The following is a 15194-nucleotide window of genomic DNA, read 5'->3' as shown; positions in this document are numbered from 1 at the left end:
AAACAAGCAAAGATTTGAGATAAGGAAGTATAACGACTTAGTGAGAATTTTGCGTAGTTGAGTGAGATAAGGTTATTCTTCAAAATCTAATAATTTTAAAATATCAGTTCCAATATCATTTCTAAAATTACCTTCAATATCTAAAACAGAAACAAAGGCCATTTTACATTGATGATCCATTTTTTTTGGTTTTTCCGTGTTATGGGTTGAATAATCATCTGTTTCATATAATTTAAATTTGTCTTCAGAACTTTCTCCAGGATATAATAAAACGGATTTCTCTGCATCCCAAAAACGACAATAGGCATACATTTGACGTAAATCACTTACAGAAGCTGAACTTTTCTGTGGTCGTTTCCATTTGGTGTCTATAATGTACCTTTGATTCCCTTTTCTTAAAACAATATCAGGTCTTAAACTATTTGCTCCCCAAAATGATTTTGATTCCTGTCCTGAAACTTTAATGCCAGTTCCTTCGCAAGCTTTTTGAAGTTGTCTTAAAACATATTCTTCCCAAAGTTCATTCATGTCAAACAACAAGGACAACATTTTTTCTTTACCGCTAGAAATGTCTGGTGAATAATTTAAAATAATTAATCGAGCTAAATCTAAAGCAGGTTTATAGTTATTAGATTTTCTGTTTAATTGAATTGTATTTAATTTTTTTATAGTGATTATCTTATTATCTACTTCAGGAAAACTTAATAGAACTCTGTTTGTTGTGTCTTGTAATCTCGTGCCTTTTGTAAATTGACTCAAAATAGTTAATGCCTTATATAAAACTTGATGTAGAAAATGATTGCTATCATACACTTGATGCTTAGTATAAAACCGTTCTTTATGTATTGTATTATGTCTTATGTTTCCTGCGAATTCTAGTTTTCCCTTTAGTGTTTTTGTGTTTTTAGTCTGTTTTCTATATTGTTTTATTAAACCTTTACGAACCAGACTTTCTACTTCTTTTAAGTACAACTCAAAATAGATTTCTAATAAATTAAGATGTTGTCTTTTTACATGTGCACCGCCAGATGAGTCTGCTTTAATTTTTCCACAAGCTTTCAGCATTTTCAATAAAACACCTTTCCATTTGTAATCATCGTCATCTTTATCCGCTTTTGGGTTAATTTCTATAATTAAACCATCTACTTGAATAACGCCAACGTACTGATTAAAACGGATTCCTTTGGCAATAGGTTCAAAATAATTCCCATCCTGATATTCATTTAGTTTTAAAAGAGCATCTAAATGCGTTTGTTTAAAACCTTGTTTACCAACATATAATTTTTGGTATTCGTAAACGGATATTTTATGTTGTTTTACCAATGTTATAGAGGTGTTTCTTTTTTACCTAACAATTCTAAAACGGCATCAATTACGGTATGTTCATTTACTTGATTTAGTTTATAACTAGCGATTTTAAAATCGTTTGCATTTTCATATTTAAAATCAGCAAAATTAATAGTGTCATTTTTATTAATTTCAACAAACCCTTTACCAAGTACCAAACCTATTTTTCCATAATCACCGTAAAAATATTCTTGTAATAAAGGTGCTATTTTATTGTTAAAAGCATTTGCTAGTTTTTTAGTGGAATCAATATTTACAAAATAGGAATGCCCAATAGTGTGATCTCTATCTATTAATAATTCTATACGTTGATTAATAATTTCTAAAAGATTAGACAGTTTAATTCCTTCAATTTCTTCTTCCTCGATTATGTTATAATCAGGCATCATTTCTTTGAACTCAAAACGACGTCTTAATGCCGTGTCTAAAGCTTCTACAGATCTATCTGCGGTATTCATCGTGCCATAAATATCTAAATTTGAAGGCACACTAAACTCTTCTTTAGAATATGGAAGTTTGATATTCAGCTCATTTTTGGCACCACTTCTTTTATCAATTTCTATTAGGGTTATTAACTCTCCAAAAATTGCAGAAACATTTCCCCTGTTAATTTCGTCTATAAATATTGCATACTTATTGTTTGGATATTTTTTTGCTTTGATACAAAGTGTTTTAAATACACCATCTTCAATATCATATCCTAAATCTTTATTTTCTTCTCCTTCTTTAGGAGAAATAGGTTTTATTCCTTCAATAAAATCTTCGTAAGCAAAAGATTGATGAAAAGTTATAAAGTCATAGTTTTTAATAATTGTATCAGGATCTGGGTAATAGTTTTCAACAGAATCTTTAATATCATATAATTCTGGCACCAATTCTTTGACTTCATCTTCTAATATTTCCCAAAAAGAATCTTCTGTTTTATTAAAAAGTAGTGGTTGTTGTTTGCTCGATACATTTACAAATTCACATTCGTTTGTTGTGTGGCTTTGTAATTGTCCCCATAGCGTTGGTCTAATTGATTTAGAGTTAGATAAACTTGCCTTTTTTTGAATCCATTCGTGATCAAAAATATCAGATACTTTAGATTTGCCTAAATCTAATAAAGCAATTGCTATTACTTGCCACCAAGAACAACTACTAATTACTGTTTCAAAATGTTGCTCTTTTGTAATTGAAGTTTGTTTTAAGGTGTATTTATCAAATAATTGATCTTTTAAATAATATGTTTTTCCTGTTCCTGGAGGACCATATAGTATTTGATTTATTGGAGTTATATAAGGCATACTATTATGTTCTTTGTTTTCTTCAGTAATTTCTATTACAGGTTTTAATAAATTTGGATGTCTATCTATGAATAGTAAAAAATCTTGAGTTAACCAGTTTAAATCTAATTGTGATAACTCTGATTTATGCAATTGCTCACTAACAAAATCCACAATTTCATTATCCGCTATCAAAAAATTGCATATTGACTGCATCGGATTTTGCATAGCTATTACAAAATCAATTTTGCTATACTTTATTTTTGTAGAAAAAATATTTTTAACAATATCTGCAAATGAAGTTCTACTAGCAGGGTATATAAAATTTGGAGAAAAAATAGACATCCAACAAGATAAGATAGGAAAACTCATGTTGCGTTTAGAATAATTTATATTTTCTAATTCAATACCATCGTAAAAATCTCTAAAAATTTTAATATCCTCAATGCCAATATATTTACTAAGTTTTTCTCTTGCACCTTGTTTGATAAATTGAACACCTTTAGAATCTGTATAATTTTCATTTTGAGAAGCTAAACACAAATCTAAAATTTCTTCATTCGTTTGTTTTTCAAAAACAACTCTTTCACTTAACCAATTAGCCCATTCAAATTTGTACAATTCAACATATATCCAATTTTCGTCTATGATAGATCTTTTGTAATTTTCAATTAAACTTCTAATTTTTAATTGAATTTGTTTGTTTTCTGGTTTCAGTATTTTAGAATCAAACTTTTCTTTTAAGAATTGATAATAATTAGTTTTACCCAATATAGCTCTTGGTCTATGAGTGCTTTCCCTATCACTATATTTAAAAAACTCACTTTCCTCGTTTTGATAAGCAACGGCATCAATGGTTTCTATAATGTTTTTATAATTCGATTTTGAAACTTCAAAAATATCTAAGTCAAAATAGGTGTTATATGTATCTAAATAGTTACTAAGCTTTTGTTTGTCGTTCTTAAAATAATTAGATTTTGGTTTATTTAACAACCAACTTATAAATTCATTTTTTACGTTCATTACTTTTTTAATTTGATGTATAAAACCACCATATTTTTCAAATCTAGCTTTAAGTTTAGCTTGCATACTTTCAAATTCTCCTATCGAAATTCTATGAGCTTCAAATTCAGGATTTTTCTTTTTCTCTATTTCAATATGTTCGTTAACAAGAGGAATAAACTTTGCCATATCTTCATCAATGTCTTGTAACATATCGTTAAGATCTGTATATCCTCTTTTCTGCGGAGTTGTTCTAATTTCAAAATTACTAATTTCTGGGTTACCTTTACTAGAGAGCCCCATACTTTCATTTAAAGGGTTAATTAATGATTTTATCAAATTTAATATAGATGCACTTTGTTTATCCCTAGGAGAATTAGTGTTAATTAATTTGAAGTCATAATCATATTTTAAATGATTAGCCGAATACTTAAAAACAACACCAATAGAATTACCAGGAGAACTATTTAAGACAGGTGGTATAGACCAAAGTCTAAAGGTAAAATAACGAGACTTTTCACCTCCCTTAAAATAATGAAGTTCTGATCCTTCTTTTTCGTTATCCCTTAAAGAAAAGGTAAAATTTGGATCTTGTTTCCTTATATCAATTAACCAGTTATAAACTTTGCTTTGATAATCTTTATATTTAATCATAATTACTTTTTCGTTTTTATATCTAGATCTAATTATTACTTCACAATTAGTCCTTCATTCCAAAGCGCCAAAACAACATCCATTTGAGAGTTATGCTCTTTCTCACCTATACCTAATTCTTCTCTGACTTTCTTCCACAATTGGTTTTTAGATAAATTTGAATCTAAAACTAATAGTTCAACTGCCTTTATAGCATATTTCTTATTTAAGTTTTCCTTTTTACTTATAAAGTAAGAACCCGGTTTTATGCCTTTTACCAAACCTGCTTCACACAACCCTAAAAAAGTGTTTTTTGGGCAAGGTTTCGTTTTAGAACTTTCAGAATCAAAATCTTTAACAGCTATTTCCCACGACTCTAATGGGTTACCACCAATTAAAGTAGCTTCTTTAGCTGCGAAACCATATTTATTATATATTGATATGTTATCTTTCATTTTAATTTTATTTTACCATTAAAGGAAGTTTACACATTTGCTCTAAAAACGAATGTGCTATTGCTTCTAAGTAGCTTACATGTAGCTGTTTTCATTCTTTTTTCAGTTTTAAATAATATCTAATTAGTCAGAATATCTTTTTTGAATTTCATAAGATGGTCTTTTTTAAATTAGCATTAATTCTATCTAACAAAGTGTCTTTGTAATTTGAATCTGAATGATTTTTTAAAAAATCACAAACTGCACTTTTTAGCATGTTTCGATCTCTATAATAATAATCTTTTAAATCATCGATCAAATCTTCTAAATAGTCATTAAGATCATCTACTGTCCAATCTTCTTTCTTGCCTGTCTTCTTTTCAAATCTATTCTTTTCACTTCTACACATTTTAATCAACATTTCTAAGAAACCATCATATTCAGTTTCTTGAGAAGATTTAGGTCTTTTTTCAAGAAAATCCTCTCTACATCTATCCGAAATATTAAAAAGATCATCCCAAGTTGCAACTTTTTGATTCTTCGGTGTAAAATTAACCTTCCACTTCCTTGTTTTTTTATTGAGCCCAACCTTACTTCCTTTAAGGCTTAGAACAGGCTTTATTGTCTCAGAATATGGATGAACAGCTGTTCTTCTTTTATTATTTTTTTTATCAAATAAAATATCATCGTCTTTTTTATATATTCGATTACAATCTACCCCCATTGGGATAAGGTTATTTAAATTAATAGCAGCAGCAGGATAATCTTTTTTCGATAATAAGTGATCATAATCTTGTTTCAATCGTTCAGGAACCTTGTATTTTTCCATGCCACAGAATGGGCACCAACTATCTTTTTTGGAATCATAAAGTTTCTTATAATGCCCTTTAATATCAAAAGCTTTTAGTCCAAATGTACTAGTAAACATCTCAACCAATAATTTATGAGTTGCATCTCCTGTTTTTCCTGGGTAGCCTAACTTTCTAGTAGCATTGCTAGGTCTATTAAACAATTTTTCAACTTTATTAGTTACTTCAAAAACCTTTAAATAGGTTTTGCGATCCGGTTTTGAAAGATTCAGAAAGCTCTTTTGAAATTCTTTTACAAGTTTATGTAGTTTCGTTGGAGAGCCATCTTTTTCGACTTTAGAAAAAGGAGTAGCCAATGCCTTATCAGGACAATGTGTACTAATAAATTCTGTATTCTTTGGTAAATCTTTAATGTTCTCCAAATAATTACAAAAGAAGAGATGTAAATTATTTGCCTTGTGGGTGATATGAGTGCACGCTTCTAACATTCTAATCTTTCTTTTGCTCTTTCTTAAAATCTCTTATTCGTTGATACAAATCAAACTTTTGAATTGAATCTCCATACTTATTTATACCTGCTTCTAGAGCTTCTAATGTTACATTTTTTCTTGAAATTAGATTCTTCAATTCCTTACTGGATTTTAAAGCAACAGGAGGAGCTACACCAAAAGCTACTTTCAATAAAAGTTCTACAGCTGATCCATAGGTTTCTACATCTGGCTGAATTATTTTAATTTTATTAGCTGACCGTTCAAAAACAAATACATTTTCGCTTCTTGAGTCTGAAAGAAGAAAAGGCGAATGCGTTGTTATCAAATACTCTTGTTCACGTTTTTTTGCAATACTATCCATATTTGAGATAAAAGCCGATCTCCATTGTGGATTAAAGTGTGTCTCTGGTTCATCCAACAAGAACAACACATTTTGGGTTTGAATCATATTCAAAGCACCAAATATGTGCAAGAATTGGTGTTCACCATCACTTAAGTTTGAGTACTGAACAACTGATTTGCTTTTATGGTACATTTTTAAACCAAAGAAGCCAATTGCCTTTTGAGTTTCTATGAGTACAGGTCTTGGTAAAGTCTCCCCTGTATCTTGTTTTATTTTGTTTACTTCATCTAATTCAGATTGGATAACAATAAGATTCAACGTATCCAATTTAAATAATGCCGTGTATAGCCCAAACGCAGAATTAAAATTTTTCTTAAAAGCTTTATAGGTAGCTTCTGAGTAATAATAGTCAAGGACTAGCGATTGTTCTCTGTCCTTTACATCGTGAGATGACGAACTACATTTTTTTAACGTTTCAATTATATCTAGTTGTTCTTTTGCTGCAATTATTCCTTTAGATGGTCCTTTCTTTGGTTTAAGTTTTATAATAATTCGAAAAGATCTAAGAGCGGTTGTATTAACTTCTTTTATAATATTGTTCCATTTTGAATCTACATCAAGACTAAATACTGAGTTGGCAATAAATACTAATTTGTTCATACTAAAGTCAACCCAAAGCATATGTGGCAAGGCAGGTAATTTTTTTGTTACATCGCCCTTTCTAAAATCATTAAAATATTTTCCATATTCATCTACATAGGGATGAAACCATTGGCTTAGAGATTCGTTCTCTCCAGATGAGTATCCAAGGACTATTTCAGGTAAAACTGCTCTTATTTTTGAATCGTCTTTTTCTTCTACTAAAGAATCCTCATCTTTTCCTATAAAGCAATCTGGTTTACCTTTTTTTTGATCCTGTACAAATCTCACAAAACTATTTCCTTTGGATTGTTTAAATAAATAATCCATTCTAAACTGAATAGTTGTAGTTCCTGGATCTTTGAGAAAGTTTGTATGTCTTCCAGTAAGATATTCGAATACTTCTGCAATGCATTCTAGCAATTTAGATTTACCAGAACCATTTATTCCAACCAAGCAAATTGGGTTCAGTCCTTTTTTAATAAAATTAATATTTCTTAAATTTTCATCAAACCCATTTATTGGGTGATGGCTATTAGGGTCGTTATATGAAAAATGAATAAGTTTCATTTTAATTTTATTTGATATGAAATATGATCATCTGTGTATGATTGTACTAATCGAGGACCTTTCTCTAATGTTCTACACTTATCCAAAAGTTCAAATAATTCCTCTTTCAATCTGTCGTAACTATATTTTGGTGGTAATTCAACTTGATCAATCGTGAATTTTTTCAAACCAACATTAGTTTTCAGATGAAGCCACATTGAATTTGCTTCAACACCAAATGGTTCTATTGTTTCTGCCATCACTTTCGCTTTTACAGGAACTTTAGTTTTACCCTTTGTTGTTACTTTATCAACTTTTATTTTTGTTTTAACCATCTTTTGAATGGTAACTTTCTTCTTAGATACTACCGCAGCCCTCAACCTCTTTATCTCCTCTAGCAACTCATTAGCATCACCATCTGTTGGTAACTGCTCTACCAACTCACCTTTAAAAGCTTTGGCTAAAATAGCTTGTGGTAAGCTGTCTATTTTTGTTTTTAAACTTTGGTATAGGGATTCTATCGCATCCGCTTTGGCAAATAAGAATTTTACACGTTTTACAATTTCAGTTTGTTCCTCTTTTGGTGGAACAGTAATACTGAATTGATTAATAGTTTTTGATGAAACTCTTGGAAGATTTATACCTTTAGATTCAGAATTTGCTTTTTGAATAAAACTCTCAGTACCTAAATAATAATTAAAGAAATATGAAGAATCTTCAAAATCATTTCTATATACTAAAATATCTGTGGAGCAAACACCATCAAAAGTAACAACGTCATGTTTATTTAAATATGGTCTCAATTTTCCGTATAAAACATCACCTTTTTTAAAAACTGTTTTAGAACTTTTAAGATCTTCAGAAGTTGACTTATTAATGACTCCTCCATTCTTTAGAAGATGCTCTAACCCTATATAATTTGTAGCATCTGATTCCATTGGATTCATTTTGTTTTTTACCTCAATCATGAACTTACCTACTGTGGTTTCTTCCCATTCCTCCAACTTTTTACCTTTACGCCATTCCTTAGTAAGCTTACCTGTTACCGCTTGGGTTAACACCGCTTGTCTAAAGTTTTTAAGAATTTGTGGTATGTCGTTTAAACGGGTTTTAAGGTGGTCTAAATGCCCAAATAATTCGTCTAACTTGGCAACAATGCGTTGTTGTTCTGGTAGTGGTGGAAGTGGGAACTTTACGTTTTTTACCTCTCTTATAGTTAGAGCTCTTTGATTACTCCCTATTGATCCTGCTTGAAGCCTTTTTTGACCATTTTCTGAATCAAGCCAAAATTTCAAATAATCAGAATTAATTCCTTTCAAAATATCTTTGAACCAAATTAAATTCCCATCCTTAAAATAAAAGTCTCCTTCATCTTTTACAACATATGAAATTCCGATTGTACCAACAGCTGTTAAAAGAATATCTCCTTCATTTGGACTCCCGAATTTGAATTTTAAGTTTTGATACTTCTCAAATGGAATAAATAATTCAATTTTTGGGTTTACTCCTTTTGATTTATCTATAATCTCTTTTGATCTATAAAAAGGAACCCCTTCTGATACATATTCACTTTTATAAATTCTTTTACTAGATCCAACATTACTTATGGCGCCAATACTTAATTCAATCCAGTTTTCTGACAACTTCTTCTCCATTTAGTTTAATGCTTTAATTATGGCATTCAACTCCTTGGTAATGCTGTTTAATTCGGTTAATGCTTCTTTGGCAATGTCTGTAGGTTCGCCAATGTCTTCGGCTTTGGTAATGCTATCGTCTGCTATTAAACCTAAATCTAGCGTGTCGTTCTTTTTAGCAATAGTATCTCTAGAGATACAGCTAAAACGTTTGTCTTTAATTTTGTTTCGGTCTTTGGCGGTGTAGGCTTTCTCGAAGTCTTCAAAATAGCTTTCGGTAAATGGTGTGCGTTTTCCAAATTTTGGCATGTTGGTACGCATATCGTAAAACCATACGTTTTTGGTATTGGCTTTATCTGTTTTACCACGCTCAAAAAACAAGACATTTGTTTTTACACCTGCTGCGTAAAAAATACCTGTTGGTAAACGCAAAATGGTGTGTAGGTTGCATTTTTCCATGAGGTCTTTACGTACGTTTTGTCCGTCGCCATCTTCAAACAATACATTATCTGGTAATACCACTGCTGCACGTGCGCCACCACGTGTGTGTAAACTGCGGTAAATACCCTGTAAAAAGTTGAGCTGCTTATTAGAGGTTGGGTACACCAAATCTGTTCTAGTAGGTCTGTCGCCTCCTTTTTTGGTTCCAAATGGTGGGTTTGCTAGTACTAAATCTTTATTCTTAATGCTTTCGCCATAACTACTTAAAGAGTCTTGTAAATCAATATTTCCTCCCATACCGTGTAAAAAGGCATTCATCATAGCTAAACGGTGGGTATCGCCAACTAACTCACAACCAGAATATTGTTCGGTTTGTAAGTGGGTGTTTTGGGCTTCGCTTAGGTTGTAAATATTGTTATGCTTTAAAATATAATGGTGAGCGGCTATCATAAAACCATAGGTACCACATGCAGGATCGTTAAGGCGCTCGCCTACTTTAGGTTCCATTAAACGTACCATCACGTTAATTAATGGTCGTGGTGTAAAATATTGTCCAGCTCCCGATTTTTTTTCGCTGGCATTTTTTTCTAGTAAGCCTTCGTACATTTCGCCTAGACCTTCGTCTTTGGCTTCAAACCAATCGAGCTCGTCGATATGCTTTATAATTTTACGCAGGTTGGCTGGTTCTTGTATACTGGTTTGTGCGTTGTTGTATATCTTCTGTATGTTGCCTGTGCTTTCCGTTCCTAATTTTAATAATAACTGACGGTAAAAGGTAGCTAATTCTACGCCTTCCTTTTGTTTAAGGTCTTCCCAACGGTAGCCTTCTGGTAACTTATCGTTATAGTCGGTTTCTTCTGCCATTTTAAGGAACAGAATAAAGGTGAGCTCATTTAGGTATTGGTGGTAAGTGATACCATCGTCACGTAATACGTTACAAAGGTTCCAGAGTTTGTTTACTATTTCTTGGGTGGAAAGTGCCATTTATATGTTTTCTAATTTAATTTTTAATGCGTTTATATCTGCTAAAATATTTTTAGAGATAGTTTCTGTTGTTTTTTCTAATAGTTTTCGGTCTGCCAAGTTAAAAATAGCATCGGTATTAAATGCTCTAAAATTCAACTTTTCTTCTGTATGCCTCCAACCTAGCCAAGCTTGATTATTTGTGTAATTAGGGTTTATCTCTGATACTAAGTTTTTAAACTCTGCAAATTTTTCAAGATTAGAAATACCGCCTTTTCTATTTTCTTCTAATGTAAACCCATAATAAATACTTTGTTCTAACTCTATTCCGAAATGAATACTTATGTTATCTTTTTCAAACAACTTTACCCAGAAACCATAATACAAATCTCTATTTCTACTTTTAGTGTAATAGTTATTTACATTTTGCCATGAAACACTTCCCTTTTCGATTACTTCTAAGCCATTAGCAATCATTTTTTCTTTTAGGCTTTGCCAAAATAACCATTGAATTTTAACTTTAGCAGTGATCATGTTTTCTTCTATTAAAGCGGCTTGCTTTAAATTTTCTGAAGATGATACTATATAATCTCTAATTTCTGTGTTCATTTTATTACTCCCTGATTGTCCTGTTAGTATTTTTATTAAATTAATGTAATGTGTAATACCCTCTCTTAATAAAGGCAACTCTACGGCTTCTTTTCTGCAAGTTATTAACCAATCTGTTATATCATACTTATAGGATAGTAATTGAAAATCTTTTTTAGTATCTAATTTTGTTTTTCCACGTATGGTTTTAGGATCTGCTTTAGTATTTATATAGCTTTTTTTAGAAGGGCTATTCCCGAACAAGGTTAAATAAAAGACATTCGTATTGGAATAATTATAATACCGTAACAATTGATTATCTTGATCTCCTGCATATATTTTATTTTCTATAGTTAACGAAGCCCCTTTTTTATCCGCTATAAAAATATCTAAAGATCCACCAGTTACTTCTGTTACAACCCCAATATATTTTTCTACATATACCGTTGCCGATTCTGTATCTATTTGAATTTTAAATTGGTCTACAAAATGCCTTAGAAACACATCCCCTTGTCCATGTGAACCTTTGGGATTTAATAGTTCTGCTATAAATTTTGAATGTAATCGTACCTCATTTGTGGTAACATTTATGACATCAAAAACATTAAATCCATTGCCAGATATTTTATTTAATTGTTCGTATTTATTTGATATTTCAGCAACTCTTTTTAATATTCTTTTCATAATTAAAGGCTAAGCGTATAAATAATTATTTAGCTCTTTAATGATTTGAGCCGTTTCGTTTTTAAACACTTTGTCCAAACGTTTTAAACCTCCATCTACACTAAACGGTGGTTTGTTTAAATCTTCTAAGGTGATTATGGATTCTTTTTGCAGTTGGGCTTCTATTTTATCTAACCATTTTAATTGAATTTGGTTCCATTGATGTGACGCTTTCAGCTTAGTAACAGCATTAGCAATACGCTCTTGGTGGCTTACTAAATTCTCACCCAAAGCAGACGTGCGGATATGTGCAATAATATCTGCTACTATTTCGGTATTAGTCACTTCTTTATAAGCTGTGTTCAAATTGTTTTTATTAAACCCTTGTGTATCTAGTATAAGGCGTAACTCTTTTAATTCGGTACGAGTTAAACTACTCGGTTTTGTGCAGACAATGTTTAAAGCCGCAATTTCGTTTCTGTTATTATTGATAAACGCAGCGAAAGATTCTAAATAATCTTTAGGCTTTAGGTTTTTCTCGTAAGCACGTGATACCTCTTCTACTTTATCTTCATGGTCGCTATATAATGTACCATACCCTAAAGCTCTTCCTTTTTCACGATCTAGAAACTCCCATAAATGACTATAATCTTCAATAGATTGGTTGACAGCATCAATATCTATTCCTTTTAACTTTTTAGCAAAATCTCTAACGGTTGGTTCTCCAGAAAGAATTTCGAATTGCGCTTTCTGTTGCTCACTAAAACTAGAAACTTTACGCTGAATTTTTGCAATGATACGGTCTAGTTTCACTTCCTTTGCATAGTCATCTTCAATAATAGCCAATTCTTCCACCAAATTAGCGAAGCTTTTAGTGACTAATGGTGCCACAGGTTTCATTACCTGTTCTTTAGACATAATTTCAGTAACACCTACGCAATCGTAAATTTTAAATACTTCTTTTCCTATTTCGTCACAACGTCTTGTGGCGCGACCAACCATTTGATCGTATAAAATACGGGAGTTTACACGACGTAAGAATACTAAATTAGAAATACTTGGCACGTCTATTCCTGTGGTTAATAAATCTACAGTAACCACAATACTTGGATATTGATCGTTCTTGAATTTACGTAGTAAATCTTCGCGATCATAAACCTCTCCTGTAATTTTAACTATGGATCCAGCATCTGCATCTTCTCCAAGCTCCGCAAATTCTTCATAAAGCAATCTTACAATAGTATCTGCATGCGCATTGGTTGCTGCAAAGATTAGAGTCTTTCCTTTGTTATCTGGTAAAATACCATAAGTAGATATCATCTCGTTTAAAATCACACGATTGAAGTTTTCGGTGATGACTTTACGATTAAAGCCTGTGATTTCTACTTTAATTTCATCATCTGTAACACCTAAGTCTTTAATTTCATTCTCCTCGGGATCGTAAATTTTGACTTCATCACCTTTCTCCCAGATAATACCGCCTTTAGATAATGTGGTTTGAAACACATAAGGTGGCTCAAAATCTATAAGATATCCTTCTATAACGGCTTGCCGATAGGAATACATAAATACAGGATCTCCAAAAATATCTTTGGTATGAATGGCAGGTGTTGCGGTTAATCCAATACGGTAGGCATCAAAATAATCTAACACCATACGGTATTTACTTTGAAAATCTATTTGGTCTCGAAGCGCAACTTCTTCTTCGTCCATTTCTTTATCTAAAGTATAACCTCTATGGGCTTCGTCAACGACTATACAATCATAATCTCCAACACTAGGCGAATCATCGGAATAAGCTATACGTTGTACCATGCCTTGTACGGTTGCAAAGTGTATTTTAGTATCGAGTTCTGAGGCTTTATTTTCTAAATCTTGTAGATCATATATTTGCGCAAAAGTTTGTAAACCTTCAATATGCACTTCCTTAAAAGCATCTGAGGCTTGTTTCCCTAACATCCGTCTATCCACCAAGAATAAAATACGTCTAAAGCGTCCTGATTTAATTAATCGGTAACACATACCAATCATGGTTCGGGTTTTACCTGTACCTGTAGCCATGGCTAATAAAGCACGTCTGTCTTCTACATTATTAAGGATTTTTTGTTCTACCGCTTTGATTGCGTCAACTTGATACGCTCTTAAACCTAAACCACTTGAGTCTGATAATAGATCGTAATCTGTTTTTTTAAGCTTTTCTACCCCTTCATTTTCGTCGTAGTTTAACTTTTCGACCAAATCTCTTGGTGAAAACCAATCAGGTAACGGTCTGGCTAAATTCTTCTGATCTCTTCCATCCCAAAACCAAATACCAGAAGCGGTTTTAAACTGCTCTAAATAGGGCCTTCCATTAGTGGAAAACATAAATGGCACCTTATAAGTTGTACTATTGGGATGATTAGGAAACGTAATATTGTGGTCATCAGTTACTAGTTCGCTATACGTTTTAGCTTGCCCTAAATCGCTCATTACATTTTTAATGTGCTTTTTGGCTTCGACAATTCCAATAAGTTCTAAACCATTAAACAAGGCATAATCCGCCCATTTTGTTCCACATCTCCATTCGGCGATAGCCATCTGTCTTCCTTTTTGAGGAAACGTTTTCTTTGATTTATAATTGAAAGTTGGTGTATCACATTCCCAACCCGCATCTCTTAACTGTTTATCAATGCGGTCTCTTGTTTCTACTTCAGATTCTTCTGTTTTCCTAGCCTTTGCATAAGCACGTTCTTTTCGTTCTTGCTTGGCTTCCGCTGTTATCTGGGTATGCTCTTTTACTTTTTCTTTATAGTTGGCAACTTCTTTTTTTAAGAGTTCTAATTCTTGTTCTAGTTCTGCAGTCTTAGAGTCTTCTTTTATAAACCAAGATTCTTGTGGTGTTTCATAATCTACGAATACCTCTTCATTTTCATAAACTTCAACAAACCATTTAGTTAAAATAAATGCTTGCCTGAGCATATATCTAGCTTCTGCTTGAGTACCTTCTCCTGTATGCGAGGCTTTATTCCCTGATTTTCGAATAGTATGTAAAATAGAAATTATTTCAGAAGGTGTATCGGAGCTATTTGCTAAAATCGTTAATTTACTTATTTGTCTCTTATCGAAAGGCTCTTCTAGTTGTTCATAATCAATTAAAAAACTTGTTAACTTTTCTGTGAGTATCCTAAGCTTTGATAAAGTAGTACTAGGGTCTTTGAAGCAGTTTTGTTCTGCTAATATAGCTAATTGAAATATTGAGGTGTAGGAATCTCTAAGATAATCAAAGTTTGTTTTTATTTTCATTTATATTAGTTAATATTCATAGCAAATGGATAGGCTACTAAAATAGCAAAACCAATTGGTATATAATTATAGAATTCTATAAAACTAGATTTATAGAAATGTATAAAATTT

General features: G+C 31.7%; 9 protein-coding genes. All 9 read right to left on the bottom strand.

Annotated features, from left to right (window positions below):
- Window positions 1-72: 72 nt before the first annotated feature.
- Window positions 73-1323 carry an McrC family protein gene (locus ACJJVY_RS06765; RefSeq protein ID WP_405606242.1) on the bottom strand — a complete coding sequence of 417 codons (1251 nt, stop codon included), beginning with the start codon at window positions 1321-1323 and terminating at the stop codon, window positions 73-75.
- Window positions 1324-1325: 2 nt separating this feature from the next.
- The gene (locus tag ACJJVY_RS06760; protein ID WP_405606241.1) at window positions 1326-4268 is read right to left on the bottom strand and encodes an AAA family ATPase; all 2943 of its coding nucleotides are present in this window, start codon (window positions 4266-4268) and stop codon (window positions 1326-1328) included.
- Between the two features lie 35 nt (window positions 4269-4303).
- On the bottom strand, window positions 4304-4702 hold the full coding sequence (locus ACJJVY_RS06755) for a DUF6979 family protein (RefSeq protein WP_405606240.1): 399 nt from the start codon (window positions 4700-4702) through the stop codon (window positions 4304-4306).
- Between the two features lie 148 nt (window positions 4703-4850).
- Window positions 4851-5978 (bottom strand): hypothetical protein, encoded by a 1128-nt coding sequence (locus ACJJVY_RS06750; protein ID WP_405606239.1) that lies wholly within the window; start codon window positions 5976-5978, stop codon window positions 4851-4853.
- Between the two features lies 1 nt (window position 5979).
- The gene (locus ACJJVY_RS06745) at window positions 5980-7533 is read right to left on the bottom strand and encodes a restriction system-associated AAA family ATPase (RefSeq protein WP_405606238.1); all 1554 of its coding nucleotides are present in this window, start codon (window positions 7531-7533) and stop codon (window positions 5980-5982) included.
- Entirely contained in the window at window positions 7530-9167 is a 1638-nt protein-coding gene (locus ACJJVY_RS06740) for a restriction endonuclease subunit S (protein WP_405606237.1), read from the bottom strand. Before ACJJVY_RS06740 ends, ACJJVY_RS06745 begins: the two co-directional genes overlap by 4 nt.
- A complete protein-coding gene (locus ACJJVY_RS06735) occupies window positions 9168-10571 on the bottom strand; it encodes an N-6 DNA methylase (RefSeq protein ID WP_405606236.1) in 1404 nt (467 codons plus the stop codon). It lies immediately after the preceding gene.
- The gene (locus ACJJVY_RS06730) at window positions 10572-11822 is read right to left on the bottom strand and encodes a PD-(D/E)XK nuclease family protein (protein WP_405606235.1); all 1251 of its coding nucleotides are present in this window, start codon (window positions 11820-11822) and stop codon (window positions 10572-10574) included.
- Window positions 11823-11831: 9 nt separating this feature from the next.
- Window positions 11832-15083: a type I restriction-modification system endonuclease gene (gene hsdR, locus ACJJVY_RS06725; RefSeq protein ID WP_405606234.1), complete on the bottom strand. Its 3252-nt coding sequence runs from the start codon at window positions 15081-15083 to the stop codon at window positions 11832-11834.
- Window positions 15084-15194: the final 111 nt, after the last annotated feature.

It is taken from the genome of Polaribacter sp. Asnod1-A03 (assembly GCF_045063585.1).
Lineage (GTDB): Bacteria > Bacteroidota > Bacteroidia > Flavobacteriales > Flavobacteriaceae > Polaribacter.
This window is presented reverse-complemented; position numbering and strand designations above follow the sequence as displayed.